Here is an 18,119-nt window from a genome sequence, read left to right on the forward strand (position 1 = left end):
CGCGCGTGTAAGCGCAGCGGTGTGCCGGGCCGGCGTCGTTCCCCCACCGTTTTGCGGGCAGAAGTTGTGGGTGCTCACCCACAACTTCTGCCCGCAAAACGAGAGGACGTGATGGGGAGGATGGGGAGAGCGGCCCGAGGCCGCGTGAGAGGGGTGGCGAGCGGTCAGAGGTGGACGTGGAGGCGACGTGCCGCTTCGGAGATCGACCCGGAGATCGAGGGGTAGACCGTGTAGGTGTTGGCCAGGTCGTCCACGTGCAGTTTGTGGCTCACCGCCAGGGCGATCGGGTAGATCAGCTCGGAGGCACGAGGGGCCACTACCACGCCGCCGATCACGGTGCCGGAACCCTTGCGGGCGAAGATCTTCACGAAGCCGTGGGTGACGTTCTGCATCTTGGCCCGGGGGTTGGTACTCAGATCGAGCTTGAGGATGTCCGCCTGGTACTTGCCGGAGGCCACCTGCTCCTCCGTCACGCCCACCGTGGCGATCTCCGGGGAGGTGAAGATGTTCGAGGCCACCAGGTGCGGTTGGAACGGTTTGACCGCGTCCCCCATCAGGTGCGCCACGGCGACGCGCCCCTGCATGGCGGCCACGGAGGCGAGGGCGAAGACCCCGGTGCAGTCGCCGGCGGCATAAATGCCGGGCACGGTGGTGCGGGAGACGCCGTCCACCGCGATGTGGCCCGAGTCGGTCAGCTTGACGCCGGCCGCCTCCAGCCCGAGGTCCGCGGTGTTGGGAATCCCGCCGACGGCCACGAGGCAGTGGCTGCCCTCCAGCACGCGGCCACCGGAGAGGTGCACCCGCACCCCGGTGGCGGTGCGCTCCACGGACTCGGCGCGGGTCTTGCCGACCACGTTCACGCCGTCCTCCACGAAGGCGTCCTCCAGCACGGCGGCGGCGTCCGGGTCCTCCCCCGGCAACACACGGTCCCGCGAGGACACCAGGGAGACCTTGGCGCCGAGCTGGTTGTAGGCCGAGGCGAACTCCGCGCCGGTGACGCCGGAGCCCACCACGATCAGGTGCTCGGGAACCTCCGTGAGCGAGTAAACCTGCGTCCAGTTGAAGATGCGCTCCCCGTCCGGCACGGCCGTGGGCAGTTCGCGCGGACTGGCGCCGGTGGCCAGAAGGACGTTCTCCGACTCGATTGCCTCGATACCGTCCGCGGTGGTCACCTCCACCGTGGTGGGCCCGGTCAGTCGGCCCTTGCCGATGACGATGCGCACGCCCGAGCGCTCCAGGGCCCGGCGGATGTCCCGGGACTGCTCGGAGGCCAGGTTCAGCAACCGCCGATTGACCACGGTCATGTCTGCTCGCGCCGGCTCCTCGCCCAGCGCCACGCCCAATCCGGGGGCCCGCCCGGCCCGACGCATGGAATCGGCCGTGGCGATGAGGGTCTTGGAGGGGACCACGTCCGTCAGCACGGCGGATCCGCCCATGCCCTTGGACTCGACGACGGTCACCTGAGCCCCGAGCTTGGCGGCCACCATGGCAGCCTCATAACCGCCGGGGCCGCCGCCGATGATGGTGAGGGAGGGACGGGGGCGCGAGTACATAGGGGTGGAAGTCACAGACACCATTGTGTCCCACCCCGCGGCATCACGCCCAATGCCGTCCGGCCCCACCGCAGGCTGATTCCGGCGCTTCCCACTAGGCTGACGGTCGTGACTGACGCAACCGCCTCCACCGGCCTTTCCACCACTCCCAGCTTCGACGACCCGTCCGGCTCCTCACCGCTGCAGGGCGACCATCCCGGGTTCGCCGAGGCCCGCCGGGCCGCCGCGGCGATCGCGCAGACGACGGGTGTGGCCGGGCACCGCATCGCGGTGGTCCTGGGGTCCGGCTGGGGCGGGGCCGCCGAGCTGATCGGCGAGACCACCCACACCATCCCCACCGCGGAGCTGCCCGGCTTCGCGGCCCCCTCCGTGCCCGGGCACAACCCGACCGTGCGCTCCGTGCGCCTGAACGGAGAGGGCCTCGAGGACGGTGCCGGCGCCGGCAACGCGCTGATCTTCGGCTCCCGCACGCACTACTACGAGCACCGCGACGCCGGCGCCGTGGCCCACACCGTGCGCACCGCGGCCGCCGCCGGGGCCGAGATCGTGGTCCTGACCAACGGCTGCGGCTCCCTCGTGCCTGAGTGGACCCCGGGCACCCCGGTGCTGGTGGCCGACCACATCAACCTCACGGGCGCCACCCCGCTGGTCGGGGCCAACTTCGTGGATCTCACCGACCTCTACTCCCCCCGCATCCGCGAGATCGCCCGCGAGGTGGACTCGTCCCTGCCGGAGGGCGTCTACGTGCAGTTCTCCGGACCCCAGTACGAGACCCCCGCCGAGGTGCGGTACGCCAAGGCGATCGGCGGCGACCTGGTGGGCATGTCCACCGCGCTGGACGCGATCGCCGCCCGCCACGCCGGCCTCGAGGTGTTCGGCATGTCCCTGGTCACCAACGCCGCCGCCGGTTTCAGCGGTGAGCCCCTCAGCCACACCGAGGTGGTGGAGGCCGGCGAGGCCGCCGGACCGCGCATCTCCGCCCTGCTGGCCGGCATCATCGACCGGCTCTGACACGCTGGCGGCCTGCCGGCCCCAGCCGGTCACCCTGACGCACTTGATTCACCTGATTCACCCGACGCACCTGACAAATTGATGAGAAACTCGAGGACCCTCCCGTGACCGCTGTTGACCTCGATCCCGCCCTGATCGCCGCCGCCGTGGAGTGGGCCCGCCAGGATCCCGACGACGGCGACCGTGCCGCCCTGGAGGCCGAGATCGCCGCGGCTCAGGCCGGGGACGGCACGGCGATGGCGTCCCTCGCCTCCCGCTTCGCCGGCCCGCTGGAGTTCGGCACAGCCGGGCTGCGCGCCGAAGAGGGCCCCGGACCGAGTCGCATGAACCGGGTGGTCGTGCGCCGCACCGCGGCCGGACTCGCGACGTATCTGCTCCGGCGACTCGCGGAGATGACCCCCGGGGAGCCTGCGGGCGCCACCACAGATGCGACGGCGGGCGCCGCTGCAGGTGCCACGGCGGGCGCCGCTGCAGGTGCCACGGCGGGCGCCGCGACCGGGCAGGAACCGCGCCCCCCGCGCGTCGTGGTGGGGTACGACGCCCGCCGCGGCTCGAAGACGTTCGCCCTGGACTCCGCCGCCGTGTTCGCCGCGGCCGGACTGGAGACAATCCTGCTGCCCTCCGAGCTGCCGACGCCGGTGCTGGCCTTCGCCGTGCGGCACCTGGACGCCGATGCCGGCGTGATGGTCACCGCCAGCCACAACCCGCCGGCCGACAACGGCTACAAGGTGTACCTGGGCGGCCGGATGACGGACGAGGCCGGCCGTGGCGTCCAGATCACCGCGCCCAGCGACCGGGACATCGCCGGCTGCATCGACCATGACGCCCCGGTGGACTCCATCCCGCTCGCCGCGGACGGCTGGACGGTGGCGGACCGCGGAATCGCGGCGGCCTACCGGTTGGCGGCCTGCCGGGTCCTGGACCCCGAGCGCACCGGCCACCGCCGGCTCAACGTGGTCTACACGCCCCTGCACGGAGTCGGCGGAGCCGTGCTGCCGGACCTGTTCGAGGACGCCGGATTCGAGCGCCCGTACACGGTCCCCGAGCAGGCGGAGCCGGACCCGGCCTTCCCCACCGTGGCGTTCCCCAACCCGGAGGAGCCCGGCGTCATGGACCTCGCCCTGGCCGCGGCCCGGGAACGCGGTGCGGACCTGGTCATCGCGAATGACCCCGACGCCGACCGGCTGGCCCTCGCGGTGCCGGACCCCGACGCTGAAGTCGGCGCGGGCGGCGCGGGCAGTGCGGGCGCGGCGGTGGCAGGCTGGCGCATGCTCACCGGAGACGAGGTGGGCGTGCTCTTGGGCAGCCACCTGATGGCCGGGCTGCGGCCGGCGGGCGCCGTCGTCGGGAATTCCGTGGTGTCCTCACGCCTGCTCTCCCGCGTGGCCGCGGAACGGGACGTGCCGCACGAGACCACCCTGACCGGGTTCAAGTGGATCGCAAGGGTGCCCGGGTTGGGCTTCGGCTACGAGGAGGCGCTCGGCTATTGCGCGGCGCCGGAGATGGTGCGGGACAAGGACGGCATGACAGCCGCCCTGGTGGCGGCGGAACTCGCCGCCGAACTCGCGGACCAGGGCAAGACCCTGCTGGACGCGCTGGACGAGATCGCCCTGCACTTCGGGGTGGTCGCCACCGGCCAGCTCTCGGTGCGCGTGGCGGACCTGGCCCTGCTGGACGCCATGATGACCCGGTTGCGCCTGGAGCCGCCGGCCACCCTCGCCGGCCAGGACGTCGTCGAGACCGTGGACCTCACGCAGGGCTACCGGGACCTGCCGGGCACCGATGCCCTGATGTACACCACCGCGGACGACTCCCGCGTGGTGGTGCGGCCCTCCGGCACCGAGCCCAAGCTCAAGTGCTACCTGGAAGTGGTCCGCCCCGTGCAGACGGCCGCCCAGCTGCCCGGGGTGCGGGCCGAGGCGGCCGCGGCCCTGGCCGAGCTGTCCGCCTCCATCGGCGCAGCCCTGGGCCAGCCGTGATGGACCGTCACGGTAGGCTGGCTCCCATGCAGAACGGCCCTGAATCCACCGCGTCCACCGGTTCCGCCGAGCTCACCACCGCGGAGCTCGCCCAGTACATCGACCACACCCTGCTCAAGCCCCAGGCGTCCCGGGAGGACATCCTGGCGGTCTGCGCCGAGGCGTCCGAGGCGCAGGTGAAGAGCGTGTGCGTCAACCCCGTGTGGGTCGCCACCGTGGCCGAGGCGCTGGCCGGTTCCGGCGTGCTGACCTGCACCGTGGTCGGCTTCCCCCTGGGCGCCACCACCACCGTCGCCAAGGTCGGCGAGACCACCGATGCCATCGCCCACGGCGCTGACGAGGTGGACATGGTCATCGACATCGCCGCCGCCCTCGCCGGGGACCGCGCGGCCCTGGTCGCGGACATCGGCGCCGTGGCCCGGGCCGCCCATGACGGTGGCGCGATCCTCAAGGTCATCATCGAGACGTGCCTGCTGGACGATGCCGCCAAGGAACTGGCCTGCGGCGCCGCTGCTGAGGCCGGCGCGGACTTCGTGAAGACCTCCACCGGGTTCTCCACCGGCGGCGCCACCCTCGAGGACGTGGCCCTGATGCGCCGCGTGGTCGGCCCGGAGCTCGGGGTCAAGGCCTCCGGCGGGGTCCGCAGCCGCGCGGATGCCCTGGCCATGATCGAGGCGGGAGCCACACGGATCGGAGCCAGCTCCGCCCTTGCTATCCTGAAGGCAAGCTAGTTTTTCGCACCATCGGCACCCGGCGACGCCGCCGGTCCACGCCACCGCATGAGGAGACATTGTGATCGTTAACGGCAAGCCGAAGGACCACTCGGGGCAGGGCCATTTCTGGGGCAACCTGCTGATGACCGTGGTGTGCTTCCTGATCTTCGCTGGCTGCGTGTACGCCATGGGCTGGTGGTCCCTCGAGGACGTCTGGATTCCGGGCGGCATCGCCATGGTCCTGGCCGTGCTGGCCTACCTGATCCCGCAGCAGCTGCTCGGCCGCAGCGACTCGGTGGACCACGAGGCCATCCACGTGGAGGACCCGCACGCCCACCACGCGGGCCACTGACACGGAGGGCCGTATCCCTCTAGCGCAGACTCCCGCAGCACCGCTGCCGACGCAACGTCCACGCCGGAACACCGGCGTGGACGTTCTGCGTATCGTCTCCATCGTCGCCGTAGTGGCGGGCCACTCGTACGGATCCCGCCTGGTCGGGGGCGAATACCTGGAGATCTGGCGGATGCCGCTGTTCTTCTTCCTCACCGGCTACTTCTGGACCCGCGGCCGCCCCTTCGCCTACGAGTTCCAAGTCCGGTGGCGGAACCTGGCGGTGCCGTACCTGATCTGGGCCGTCATCATGAGCCTGGCCGCCTGGGCCTGGACCCGGGACACCCCCGAGGAATTCTGGCCTCTGATGGCCAACGGCTGGTACGGAGGCTCCGATCAGACCCCGCCGTGGTGGGCCTTCTGGTTCATCTCCGTACTGTTCTTCGTGACCCTGCTCCGGCGTATCCTCGAACGGTTCCCCGTGCTCGTTGCCTGGGGGGTGGCCGTGCTCGGCTTGGCCCTGTCCATGCTGCCGGACAGCCTGCTCGGCCGCACTCCCCTGGGCCTCGGCCTGGCGCTGCCCTGCCTGTTCTTCGTGCTGGCCGGCGAGCTGTTCCGCTATGAGCTCCAACCCCGGATCAAGCGGAACCGCGCGGTGATCGGGGCCGTGCTCATCGCCGTCGGGCTCCTCGCCGTGACGCTGGGCGTGGAACCTTTGAACATCAAATTCTCCGGCTTCGGCCAGTTCCTGATCACCCCCGTGGTGGGGGCGATGACGGCGGCCGGCTTCGTGCTGGTCTTCAGCACCGTGGTGAACCGGCTCGTGGCCGGCGCCGCCCGGCCCGTCAACGCCCTCGTGCGGACCGGCACGGTGGTGGTGCTCTTCCACGGCTGGCTGCTGCAGACCCTCGTGGACGTGGGCATCCTGGACGACGGCGCCAAGTTCGCCCTGACCGTCCTCATCAGCTGGGCCGTGGGCCTGGCCATCAACGCCACACCCCTGTCCCCCTGGCTGGCCGGGGTGCCCGCGCCCGTCTGGTGGGTGCAGTGGCGGGCGCGGCGGAACCCACACTCCTGACGCACGCCTGAACGCCAGTCACTTTGCGGCCAGATATGAGTACTTATTTCTGCCCGCACAGTGGAACGGGGTGACGCGGTCCGGTATCGAGGCTCGAGGCTGGTGCAGAGTGGAACACCCCCGGTCGCTCAGGCCGGGGCGTCCGGCAGGAAGATCGCCTTGAGCACCTGGGCCGCCCAGTCCAGCAGGGGCAGGTCCGTCAGGTCCTTGCCGCCCACCGGAGCCGTCTTCGGCCGCGGGATCATCACGGCGTTCAGGGCCGGCTTGACCGCGGCGCCCTTATACATGCGCTGAAGGCGCATCTGGCGGGACTCGGGCAGGTCCGCCGGGCCGAACTTCACGTTCTGGCCCATCAGCATGACCTCGGTGACGCCGGCGGCGCGGGCGGCGTTGCGGAAGCGGGCCACCGCCACCAAGTTCTCGGCGGCGTCCGGCAGGTCACCGTAGCGGTCCTGGAGCTCCTCCACCACGGCGTCCACCGCCGCGTCGTCATTGGCCTGGGCCAGGTTGCGGTAGGCCTCCAGGCGCAGCCGCTCCCCCGGCACGTAGTCGTGCGGCAGGTGCGCGTTGATGGGCAATTCCACCTTGACCTCGGCCGGGGCGGTGTCCTCGCCACCCTTGAAGTCCGCCACGGCCTCGCCCACCATCCGCAGGTAGAGATCGAAGCCGACTCCGGCGATATGCCCGGACTGCTCCCCGCCGAGCAGGTTGCCGGCGCCGCGGATCTCCAGGTCCTTCATGGCCAGCTGCATGCCGGAGCCGAGCTCGTTGTGCGCGGCCACCGCCTTGAGCCGTTCCAGGGCCGTCTCGTTGAGCGACTTCTCCGGGTCGTAGAGGAAGTAGGCGTAGGCACGGTCCCGGCCGCGGCCCACGCGTCCGCGCAGCTGGTGCAGCTGGGACAGCCCATAGGCGTCGGCCCGGTCGATGATCAGGGTGTTCGCGTTGGCGATGTCCAATCCGGTCTCGATGATCGTGGTGGAGACCAGCACGTCGAACTTCCGCTCCCAGAAGTCCTCCATGACCCGCTCCAGCCGGGTCTCGCCCATCTTGCCGTGGGCCACCACCACGCGGGCCTCCGGGATGAGCTCACGGATCTCCCCGGCCACCTTGTCGATCGAGGAGACCCGGTTGTGCACGAAGAAGACCTGGCCTTCACGCATCAGCTCGCGGCGGATGGCGGCGGTGATCTGCTGGTTGGTCTTCGGGCCCACGTAGGTCAGCACCGGGTGGCGCTCTTCCGGGGCCGTGGCCAGGGTGGAGGTCTCACGGATGCCGGTCAGGGACATCTCCAGGGTGCGCGGGATGGGGGTGGCGGACATGGAGAGCACGTCCACGTTGGTGCGCATCGTCTTGAGCACCTCCTTGTGCTCCACGCCGAAGCGCTGCTCCTCGTCCACGATCACCAGGCCGAGGTCCTTGAACTGGACCTCCTTGGACAGCAGGCGGTGGGTGCCGATGACCACGTCCACGGTGCCCTCCGCCATCCCGTCCAGGGTCTCCTTCGAGTCCTTGGCGTTCTGGAACCGGGACAGCGGCTTGACCTTCACGGGGAAGCCCGCGAAGCGCTCGGTGAAGGTCTCGTGGTGCTGACGTGCCAGCAGCGTGGTCGGGACCAGTACGGCCACCTGCTTGCCGTCCTGGACGGCCTTGAAGGCGGCCCGGATGGCGACCTCGGTCTTGCCGAAGCCGACGTCGCCGGAGATCAGCCGGTCCATCGGCACGGTCGATTCCATGTCCTTCTTGACCTCGTTGATCGTGGTCAGCTGGTCCGGGGTCTCGATGAACGGGAAGGACTCCTCCAGCTCACGCTGCCACGGGGTGTCCGGGGCGAACGTGTGCCCGCGGGAGGCCATCCGCGCGGAGTACAGGCGGATCAGCTCGCCGGCTATTTGTTTGGTCGCCTTCTTCGCCTTGGACTTGGTGGACGCCCAGTCGGACCCGCCCATCTTGGACAGGCTCGGCGCCTCCCCGCCCACGTAGCGGCTGACCTGGTCGAGCTGGTCCGTCGGGACGAACAGCCGGTCCCCCGGCGCCCCGCGCTTGGACGGCGCGTACTCCAGCACCAGGTACTCACGGTAGGAGTCGGCGCTCCCGCCCGCGCTGGCCCCGGCACCCGCACCGCCGGCACCCACCGTCCCGGAGGCGACCTTGCGGCGCTGCAGCTCCACGAACCGGGCGATGCCGTGCTGAGTGTGCACCACGTAGTCGCCCTCGGTCAGGGTCAGCGGGTCCACGGCGTTGCGGCGTTTGCGCGCGAGGGTCTTGGTGCCGCCCCGGGCCCCGGCCGCCCGGTTGCGGCCGAACAGGTCCTGCTCGGTCAGCAGCGCCACCTTGGCCACCGGCAGGGCGAAACCGGAACCGGCGACGGCGGTCGTGATGGTCACCTGCCCCGGTTGCGGCGTCGAGGGCACGGCATCCACCACGACGGCGGCCAGGCCGGCCTCCCCGAACAGCTCCGCCAGGCGGCGGGCCGGGCCCGGGCCGTCCGTGGCGACGACGGCCTGCCAGCCGTCCTGGCAGCGCTCGGCCACGTGCCGGGTCATGGCCTCCACATCCCCGGCGAAGCCCCGTGGCTCGGCCAGGGAGGTGCGGAGCGCGGAGGCATCCGGCAGCAGCTCGACGTCCGTGCCGAGGCTGGTGAGCTGCCACCAGCCCTGGAACCGGCGCAGGGCTGCGGTACGGGTCTCGGCGAGGGTGGCGAAACCGCCGGCGTCCGCCTGACCCCCCGGCCCGCCGCCCGGTCCGGGACCAGCTGCCCCGGAGCCGATGTCCACCGGGGCGGCGCCGCCCATCGCGGCGGTGGCCCACGCGGCCTGGAGGAACTCCTCGTTGGTGTTCAGCAGGTCATCGGCGCGGTGGCGGATCTTCTCCGGCTCCACGAGCACGGTCAGGGAGCCCTCGGGCAGCAGGTCCACCAGCGGGACCATGCCCTCGGCCAGGATCGGGGCGAGTGACTCCATGCCCTCCACGGCCATGCCCTCGGAGATCCGCTCGAGCATGTCCACGGCTCCGGGAAGCCGCGTCATGAGCTCCTTGGCCCGGCGCCGGACCTTTCCCGTCAGCAACAGCTCTCGGCAGGGCGGGGCGTACAGGGTGGTGGGGTGGCCGGTGCCGTCCCCACTGGTGTCCTCCAGGGAGCGCTGGTCCGCCACGGAGAAGTAGCGCAGCTGCTCCACCTCGTCCCCGAAGAACTCGATGCGCAGCGGGTGGGCCTCGGTGGGCGGGAAGACATCCAGCAGGCCGCCGCGCACCGCGTACTCGCCGCGGCGGGAGACCATGTCCACCCGCGAGTAGGCGGCGTCCGCCAGGGCCTGGACCACGCCGTCGAAGTCGTGGTCCTCCCCCACGGAGATCCGCACCGGTTCCAGGTCACCCAGGCCGGCGACCATGGGCTGCAGCACGGAGCGGATCGGGGCGGTGATCACGGCCAGCGGCGCGCGGCCGTCCTCCCCCGGGTGGGCCAGCCGGCGCAGCACCGCCAGCCGGGTGCCGACCGTGTCCGAGCGCGGGGACAACCGCTCGTGCGGAAGGGTCTCCCAGGACGGGAAGTGGGCCACGGTGTCCGGGTCCATCCAGCCGGCCAGGTCGGCGGCGAGGTCCTCGGACTCCCGGGAGGTGGCGGTGACGAGCAGGACGGTGGCGGGGCGGGACAGGCCGGAGGCGGACGGGGCAGCGGCGGACGGATCAGCCGGCGTCGCCGTGATGCCGTCCTGCGCCGCCTGAGTCTGGGCCGTCTCAGCCGCAGCGCCGGCGAGCAGGGCCACCAGGGGTGGCCGGGCGCCGTCGGGAAGGCTGATCTCCAGGTCCTCGGTGCGGTCGGCACCGGTGCGGGCAGCGGAGATGGAGGCCGCAGCGATGGCCTGGTCCTGCAGCAGGGCGGGGAACATCCCTGCCAGAGGGTGGGGAGTGGTCATTCATCCCAGCATAGTTGGTCGAGATAGGCTCGGGCGTGGTGTCCGCCGCAGGCGGAGACCACTGGAACAGACCGAACCCCCAGGAGGACCTCATGGCGTTCAAGGAATCAACCACCATTGCCCACCCGCCGGCCGACGTGTTCGCAGCCCTGGTCGACGAGGCCTTCAACCGCAAGGTCACCGAGGGCCTCGGCGGAGCCTTGGTCGCCTTCGAGCGGCAGGGCGAGCTGACCGGGCCGGTGAGCGTCACCATGGTGCGTTCCGTGCCGGTCAACAAGCTGCCGGACGCCGTGCAGAAGGTCGCCGGCAAGTTCCTCGGCGACAAGCTGAGCGTGGAGCAGCAGGAGACCTGGTCCGCCCCTGCCGCCGACGGCTCCCGGACCGGCCAGCTGGTCGTCACCGTGGGTGCCGCCAAGACCACCGCGACGGCCGAACAGCTGCTGCTGCCCACGGACGCCGGCACCGAGGTGCGCGTCACCGGGACCCTGGAGTGCAGGATCCCGCTGCTCGGCAAGAAGATCGGCCAGGCCGCCGAACCCCGGGTCGGCCAGGTGCTGGGACGTCAGGCCCGCGAAGTGGCCACCTGGTTGAAGCGGTAACCGAGCCGGGGAACGGTGGCCGGCGGCTTGACGCCGCGGGCCGCCGGCTCAGGCGTCGCCGTCGAACAGGCTGGTGACCGAGCCGTCCTCGAAGACCTCGCGGATGGCACGGGCCAGCAGCGGGGCGATGGACAGCACGGTGAGGGCGTCGAAGCGCTTCTCCTCCGGGATCGGCAGGGTGTTGGTCACCACGACCTCCCGGGCGCCGGACTCGGCCAGGCGCTGCGCCGCCGGGTCCGAGAACACGGCGTGGGTGGCGGCGATGATGACGTCCTTGGCGCCGGCCTCCTTGAGCACGCGCACGGCGCCGGCGATGGTGCCACCGGTGTCGATCATGTCGTCGATCAGCACGCAGGTGCGGTCCTTGACCTGACCGACGACCTGCTTGGACACCGCCTGGTTCGGGACGGTGAGATCACGGGACTTGTGCACGAAGGCCAGCGGGGCGCCGCCGAGGCGCTCGGCCCACTGCTCGGCCACCCGCACGCGGCCGGTGTCCGGGGAGACCACCGTGAGGTCCTCCCCCTCGGTCTTGGTCCGGATGTAGTCGCTCAGCAGCGGCACCGCGAACAGGTGGTCCACGGGGCCGTCGAAGAAGCCCTGGATCTGGGCGGTGTGCAGGTCCACGCTCATGATGCGGTCCGCGCCGGCGGTCAGGTACATGTCAGCGACCAGGCGGGCGGAGATGGGCTCGCGGCCGCGGCCCTTCTTGTCCTGCCGCGCGTAGGGGTAGAAGGGCGAGATGGCGGTGATGCGCTTGGCGGAGGCGCGCTTGAACGAGTCCAGCATGAGCAGCTGCTCCATGAGGTGGTTGTTCAGCGGCGCCGGGTGCGACTGCATCACGAAGATGTCCTTGCCGCGCACGGATTCACCTGAGCGGACGTAGATCTCCCCGTTCGCGAAGTCGTAGGCGCTCATCGGCAGCAGTTCGGTGCCGAGCTCCTCGGCCACCTGTGCCGCCAGCTCGGGGTGAGCCCGGCCCGCTGCCAGAACCAGCTTCTTCTCGCTGTGCTGGGTGATCTCGTTCATCGCTGTGTACTTCCTGATTCTGACTGGGGTGGCCGGCCGGTGGTGGGGTGATCGGGACGGGGGCGTGACATCGGCCGGGGTCTCAAGCGCCGGCGTCGGGCTGTGGGGTGTGTGACGTACCGTGGCCCACGCGGGCCTGGGCAGCCGCATCGGCGGCGGGCGAGCCGGGGCGACGGTCCTCCACCCAGCCCTCGCTGTTGCGCTGCGGGGCGACGGTCAGGGCGAGCGCGCCGGCCGGGACGTCCTTACGGACCACGGCGCCGGCACCGGTGTAGGCACCGTCGCCGACGGTCACGGGGGCGATGAACACCGTGTTGGACGAGGTCCGCACATGGTTGCCGATCACGGTGCGGTGTTTGTTGACGCCGTCATAGTTGGCGGTGATGTTGCCACAGCCGATATTCGTGTACTCGCCGATCTCCGCGTCCCCCGCATAGCCGAGGTGGGAGAGCTTGGAGCCGCGGCCGATCACCGTGTTCTTGGTCTCGTAGAACGCCCCGATCTTGCCCTGCTCGCCCAGCACGGTGCCCGGACGGAGGTAGGTGAAGGGCCCGACGGCGGCGCGGTCGCCGATCACGGCACCGCTCGCCTGGGTGCGGGTCACGGTGGCACCGATGCCCACGGTGGTGTCCACGAGCGTGGAGTCCGGGCCGACCACCGCGTCCTCGGAGACGTGCGTGGTGCCCTGCAGGTGGGTGTTCGGCAGGATGGTGGTGTCCGGCTCCAGCGTCACCGTGGAGTCGATCCACGTGGTGGCCGGGTCCTGGATGGAGGTGCCGGCGCGCATATGACGGTCCAGGGTGCGGCGGTTCATCTCCGCCCCGAGGGCCTGCAGCTGGACGCGGTCGTTGGCGCCCTCCACCTGCCACTGGTCCGTGGTGGTGACCGCCGCGACGCGGCCGCCGGCGGCGCGGGCGATCTGCAGGACGTCGGTCAGGTACATCTCGCCCTGTGCGTTGTCCGTGGTGACCTCGGCCAGGGCGGTGGCCAGCATCCCGCCGTCGAAGGAATAGATGCCGGAGTTGACCTCGTTAATGGAGCGCTGTTCCGCCGTGGCGTCCTTGTGCTCCACGATCCCGGCGACGGAGCCGTCCGTGTCCCGCAGGATGCGGCCGTAGCCGGTGGGATCCTCCAGGAGGGCCGTCAGCACGGTGACCGCATTGGACTCGGCCTCGTGGGTGGCCACGAGTTCGGCCAGCAGCTCCGTGGTCAGCAGGGGGACGTCCCCGTAGGTGACCACCACGGTGCCGAAGGAGTCCACGGGCTCGGCCGGGCCGGCGTCGGGCCCTGGTTCCGTGGCGACGAGGGCCTCGAGGCCGCACTGGACGGCGCGGCCGGTGCCCGGGACCTCGTCCTGGTCCGCGATGACCGGGACGGTGCCGAGAACCTCCGCCAGGGACAGGATGTGGTCCGCCACCAGGTCACGCTGGTGGCGGACCACGGCAACCAGCTCGCGCGGGTTCAGCCCCACGGCGGCGGTGAGGGCGTGGCCGATCATGGACCGGCCCCCGATCGGGTGCAGGATCTTGGGGGTTTTGGACTTCATCCGGGTTCCCGCCCCCGCGGCGAGGACGATGACGGCTGCCGGCGTTGCGGGCGCCACGGTGGATTCGGTCAAGGATCTGCACTCCTGCTTCGATAGTCCAGTGCTGGTTGACTGCCGCCGGTCAGTCTAGACCGTCGGGTGCGAGCGGTCCGAACCGAGAGGGCAAGATCCGGCCGCTACTCGGATTTGCTGCCCGCGGGTTCCTGCGCCCGCGTTGGCCTACCCGAACACCGCGTGGACGGGCCGCTTCCCCTGTCCAGCGGGGAAAGACCGTTCCTACGCTGGGGCCGTGAACCCTGCATCCGCCTCCCCCCGTGTCCCCGTGCCGGATCTGTCCCGGACCCGCCCGCGCTCGGCGGCGCCACGCCGCTGGTGGCCGGTGGCGGTGCTGGCGGTGGTGGCCGCCGTGTCCCTGGTGGTGCCCTTCGGCTGGGCACCGATGGTCGCGGCCGCGGACCCCTGTGGTCCGGAAGAGAACGCGATCGTGTGCGAGAACTCCAAGGCGGGTGCGCACTGGTCCGAGTGGGAAATCGACGGAGCCGGCGACGACTCGATCCAGGGCTTCGCCACGGACATGTCCGTCAACGCGGGGCAGACGATCGACTTCAAGATCGACACCGACGCCAGCGACTATGACATCGATCTCTACCGCACCGGCTGGTACCAGGGGCTGGGGGCCCGCAAGGTGGGTTCCGTCCAGCCGGGCGCCGCATTGCCCCAGAACCAACCGGAGTGCCTCACGGACCCGACCACGGAGCTCACCGACTGCGGGACCTGGGCCGTCTCCGCCTCCTGGCAGGTGCCGGCCGATGCGGTCTCCGGCGTCTACCTCGCCAAGCTCACCCGCACGGACACGGGCGGCGCCAGCCACATCACCTTCGTGGTCCGCAACGACGGCTCCACCTCCGAGGTGCTGTTCCAGACCTCGGACACCAGTTGGCACGCGTACAACACCTACGGCGGCTCGAACTTCTACCAGGGCGCGGACAACGGCCGGGCCTACAAAGTCAGCTACAACCGTCCGTTCGCCACCCGCGGCGGGATTGAGGCCCGGGACTTCTACTTCGGCAACGAGTACCCCATGGTCCGGTTCATGGAGCGCAACGGCTACGACGTCTCCTATTTCTCCGGGATCGACACCGACCGCTTCGGGGATCAGCTGACCAACCACGAGGTGTTCCTCTCGGTGGGCCATGACGAGTACTGGTCCGGCCAGCAGCGGGCCAACGTGGAGGCCGCCCGGGATGCCGGGGTGAACCTGCAGTTCCTCTCCGGCAACGAGATGTACTGGCGGGCCCGCTACGAACCCTCCCCCGCGGATCCGAGCGGTGACGACTACCGGACTCTGGTCAGTTACAAGGAGACCTGGTCCAATGACAAGATCGACCCGGCCGAGGAGTGGACGGGCACCTTCCGCGATCCTCGCTTCGCCGCCATGGAGAACGGTGGCGGCGTGCCAGAGAACGCCCTGACCGGCACCGCGTACGTGGTCAACTACGGTGACCTCCCGGTGACCGTCGATGATCGCGAGGGCGATCTGCGGCTCTGGCGGGACACCGGGCTCGCAGACCTGCCCTCCGGCTCCACCGAGGAGTTGGCCCCGCACACCGTGGGCTACGAGTCCAACGAGGACCTGCCCAACGGGTTCCGCCCGCCAGGACTGATCCGGCTGTCCACGACCACGGGTCCCGTGCCCGAGTACCTGCAGGACTTCGGCAACACGGTGGCCGCGGGCGAGACGACCCACCACGTCACCCTGTACCGAGCCGCCTCGGGTGCCCTCGTCTTCTCCGCCGGCAGCGTGCAGTGGACGTGGGGCCTGGATGAATGGCACGACGGCGACGGGGCGGCCGCTGACCCGCGCATGCAGCAGGCCCAGGTCAACCTCTTCGCGGACATGGGCGTCCAGCCCACCACCCTCATGGACGGCCTCGTCCCGGCGACGGCCTCGGCGGACTCCGCCGCCCCCACCCTGCAGGTGACCGAGCAGCCGGCGGGTCCGGTCCCCCACGGTCAACCGGTGACCGTTTCCGGAACCGCCACGGACGGCAGCGGGGCGGGGGCCGGCGTCGTGGCCGGGGTGGAGTACTCCGAGGATGCTGGCGCCACGTGGAAGCTGGCCGAGGGCCTGCGGAACTGGTCCTTCTCCTACCTCCAGTCCGGCGTGGGCGAGCACACCGTGCTGGTCCGGGCCATCGATGACAGCGGCAATTACCCCCAGGACGCCACTCCCATCACCACGGAGGTCACCGGGCCCTACAGCGCCTTCGGTGACGTGGTGCCGGCGGCGGCGGACACCGGGGACAGCTCCACGGTGGAGCTGGGGCTCCGGTTCAGCCCGACGGTGGACGGCATGGTCACGGGCGTCCGCTTCTACCGCAGCGCGGCGAACGTGGGCCCGCACACCGGCACCCTGTGGGGTCTCGACGGCACTCCCCTGGCCACCGTGGAGTTCCCCGGCAGCTCCGGGACCTCCGAGGAAGGATGGCGGTCGGCCGAGTTCACCGAAGCCGTGCCCGTCACGGCGGGCACCGACTACGTGGTGTCCTACTCGGCGCCGGCGGGCCGGTACGCCGCCGATCCGTACTACTACGCCTACCGCGGCGTGGATGGTCCGCCGCTGAGCGTGGCGGGCGGCTATGGCGTGCCGAATGTGGGCGTCTACGACAGCGTGGGCAATTACCCGTCCCGGTCCTACCAGAACGCCAACTACTACGTGGACGCCCAGTTCGTCCCCGCCGGCGAGCTGCCGCTGACGGCCGCCGGTCACCAGCCCGCCAGCACCGCCGTCAGCGTCCCCGTCACCGCCCCGATCGGGGCCACCCTCTCCCGGGAGGTCCTCGCCTCCAGCGTGGCGATGACCGTCACGGTGGGCGTCGACGGCCTGGGCGGCTCCGGCTCGGGCGCCGGGACCGCGGTGGCCGGCTCCACGGCCTACGACGCGGCGACGCGGCGGGTGACCTTCACCCCGACGTCCGCCCTGGCCGAGGCCACGGGGTACACGGTGGAGGTCTCCGCCACGGATGCCGGCGGCAACCCGATCGAACAGGGCGACTCGTGGGGGTTCCGAACCTGGTCCGCAGCCGCCGCCGACGACTGTCCCTGCGGGCTGATGGCCGAGACCTACCTGCCGACCCTGCCCTCGATCGACGACGGCACCTCGGTGACCCTGGGCACCCGATTCAGTTCCACAGAGCCCGGCGTGGTGAACGGCCTGGAGGTCTACCGTGCCGCCGGCACCACCACGCAGCAGACCGGCGCCCTCTACACGGGTGGGGGCACGCTGCTGGCAGAGGTGACCTTCCCCTCCGATTCCGTCACCGGCTGGCAGTACGCCGAGCTGAGCGAGCCGGTACGCCTGGACCCCGGATCCGAGTACGTGGTCGCCTACACCACCCGCCAGTATTCGGTCACCCCCGGCTACTGGGACTCATCCCGCTCCTCGGGCCCGCTCCGGGTGGACGAGTCCTCCGGGGTGTACAGCTACGGCAGCCCGTTCCCGGACAGTGCCGTCTCCACGAACTACCTCGTGGACGTGCGGTTCACCCCCGACCTGGCCCCGCCGGCCGTCACCGAGCGCACCCCGGCCCCGGGCAGCATGGACGGCCCCGACGAGGGGCCGGTCACGGTGACTTTCGACGGCCCCGTACATGCCGAGGCGCAGATGGCGATCACCGTGAACGGCACCGCGGTCCCGGGGACCACCACTCGCACGCCGGCGGGCACCGGGCTCTCCTGGACGCCGGCCTCGGCTCTGCCGGCGGGCGCCGTCATCGGGGTCACCGTGACAGGCGCGGCCGCAGCGGAGTCCACCGCACCGGCCGAGACCCCGCCACTAACCTGGACGTTCCGGGTGGCGGGGGGCTCGACCGCCCTGTTCGAGTCCTTCCTGGGGACCGGCGCACCCTCCTCGCTGGTCTCCGGCGACACCTCCGCCGTGGAGCTCGGGGTTCAGTTGACGACGAGCCAGGACATCACGGTCCACGCGATCCGCTACTACCGCGGCAGCGAACCGGGCGCCTCTGGCACCGGCTCCCTCTGGGACGGCGACGGCACCCGGCTGGCCACCGTGGCCTTCCCGCCGGCCACCGGCACCGGCTGGCAGACCGCCCTGCTGAACACGCCGGTGCAGCTGGCCGCGGGGACCACCTTCACGGTGTCCCGCCATGCGCCGGACGGCGGCTACGCCTACACCTCCGGCGAGTTCGGCTCGCCGGTCACCCAGGGCGCCCTGTCCCTGGCCGGCGAGAACGGCCGGTTCGTCTACGGCGCCGGCGGCATCATGCCGACCTCGACCTGGGGTGACACCAACTACTTCGTGGACCTGATGTACACGGAGGACTGACCGATGCATCGCCGGGGCTGC

General features: G+C 71.0%; 11 protein-coding genes. 7 read left to right on the top strand and 4 right to left on the bottom strand.

Annotated features, from left to right (window positions below):
- Positions 1-164 precede the first annotated feature (164 nt).
- Positions 165-1,577, bottom strand: a complete 1,413-nt coding sequence (locus AB0333_RS14915) for an NAD(P)H-quinone dehydrogenase (protein ID WP_366219491.1) — start codon at positions 1,575-1,577, stop codon at positions 165-167.
- Between the two features lie 156 nt (positions 1,578-1,733).
- Between AB0333_RS14915 and AB0333_RS14920 the strand changes: the two genes are divergently transcribed.
- The 5 genes from AB0333_RS14920 (at position 1,734) to AB0333_RS14940 (ending at position 6,665) form a co-directional block, all read left to right on the top strand.
- Positions 1,734-2,564 (top strand): purine-nucleoside phosphorylase, encoded by an 831-nt coding sequence (locus AB0333_RS14920; protein WP_366219538.1) that lies wholly within the window; start codon positions 1,734-1,736, stop codon positions 2,562-2,564.
- Positions 2,565-2,668: 104 nt separating this feature from the next.
- Complete coding sequence (locus AB0333_RS14925) at positions 2,669-4,543, top strand: phospho-sugar mutase (RefSeq protein WP_366219492.1); 1,875 nt, start codon at positions 2,669-2,671, stop codon at positions 4,541-4,543.
- A 26-nt stretch (positions 4,544-4,569) separates the two neighbouring features.
- Positions 4,570-5,274, top strand: a complete 705-nt coding sequence (gene deoC / locus AB0333_RS14930; protein ID WP_366219493.1) for a deoxyribose-phosphate aldolase — start codon at positions 4,570-4,572, stop codon at positions 5,272-5,274.
- Positions 5,275-5,335: 61 nt separating this feature from the next.
- Positions 5,336-5,608 (top strand): hypothetical protein, encoded by a 273-nt coding sequence (locus AB0333_RS14935; RefSeq protein WP_366219494.1) that lies wholly within the window; start codon positions 5,336-5,338, stop codon positions 5,606-5,608.
- A gap of 76 nt (positions 5,609-5,684) precedes the next feature.
- Complete coding sequence (locus AB0333_RS14940) at positions 5,685-6,665, top strand: acyltransferase (RefSeq protein ID WP_366219495.1); 981 nt, start codon at positions 5,685-5,687, stop codon at positions 6,663-6,665.
- A 128-nt stretch (positions 6,666-6,793) separates the two neighbouring features.
- On the opposite strand, the gene mfd is transcribed toward AB0333_RS14940, so the two are convergent.
- The gene (gene mfd, locus AB0333_RS14945) at positions 6,794-10,552 is read right to left on the bottom strand and encodes a transcription-repair coupling factor (RefSeq protein ID WP_366219539.1); all 3,759 of its coding nucleotides are present in this window, start codon (positions 10,550-10,552) and stop codon (positions 6,794-6,796) included.
- A gap of 119 nt (positions 10,553-10,671) precedes the next feature.
- Between mfd and AB0333_RS14950 the strand changes: the two genes are divergently transcribed.
- Positions 10,672-11,178 (top strand): DUF2505 domain-containing protein, encoded by a 507-nt coding sequence (locus tag AB0333_RS14950; RefSeq protein ID WP_366219496.1) that lies wholly within the window; start codon positions 10,672-10,674, stop codon positions 11,176-11,178.
- A gap of 48 nt (positions 11,179-11,226) precedes the next feature.
- Here AB0333_RS14950 and AB0333_RS14955 read toward each other — a convergent pair whose 3' ends face one another.
- Positions 11,227-12,207, bottom strand: a complete 981-nt coding sequence (locus AB0333_RS14955; protein ID WP_366219497.1) for a ribose-phosphate diphosphokinase — start codon at positions 12,205-12,207, stop codon at positions 11,227-11,229.
- Between the two features lie 82 nt (positions 12,208-12,289).
- Positions 12,290-13,810 (bottom strand): bifunctional UDP-N-acetylglucosamine diphosphorylase/glucosamine-1-phosphate N-acetyltransferase GlmU, encoded by a 1,521-nt coding sequence (gene glmU / locus AB0333_RS14960; protein ID WP_366219540.1) that lies wholly within the window; start codon positions 13,808-13,810, stop codon positions 12,290-12,292.
- A gap of 232 nt (positions 13,811-14,042) precedes the next feature.
- On the opposite strand from glmU, the gene AB0333_RS14965 reads away from it, so the two are divergent.
- Complete coding sequence (locus tag AB0333_RS14965; protein WP_366219498.1) at positions 14,043-18,098, top strand: DUF4082 domain-containing protein; 4,056 nt, start codon at positions 14,043-14,045, stop codon at positions 18,096-18,098.
- Positions 18,099-18,119: the final 21 nt, after the last annotated feature.

The sequence above is a fragment of the Citricoccus sp. NPDC079358 genome, from assembly GCF_040702545.1.
GTDB lineage: Bacteria > Actinomycetota > Actinomycetes > Actinomycetales > Micrococcaceae > Citricoccus.

Excerpts from the sequence above, each read along its gene's own strand:
- AB0333_RS14915 (WP_366219491.1), bottom strand. The coding sequence starts at position 1,577 with ATGGTGTCTGTGACTTCCACCCCTATGTACTCGCGCCCCCGTCCCTCC.
- deoC (WP_366219493.1), top strand. The coding sequence starts at position 4,570 with ATGCAGAACGGCCCTGAATCCACCGCGTCCACCGGTTCCGCCGAGCTC.
- mfd (WP_366219539.1), bottom strand. The coding sequence starts at position 10,552 with ATGTTCCCCGCCCTGCTGCAGGACCAGGCCATCGCTGCGGCCTCCATC.
- AB0333_RS14950 (WP_366219496.1), top strand. The coding sequence starts at position 10,672 with ATGGCGTTCAAGGAATCAACCACCATTGCCCACCCGCCGGCCGACGTG.
- AB0333_RS14955 (WP_366219497.1), bottom strand. The coding sequence starts at position 12,207 with ATGAACGAGATCACCCAGCACAGCGAGAAGAAGCTGGTTCTGGCAGCG.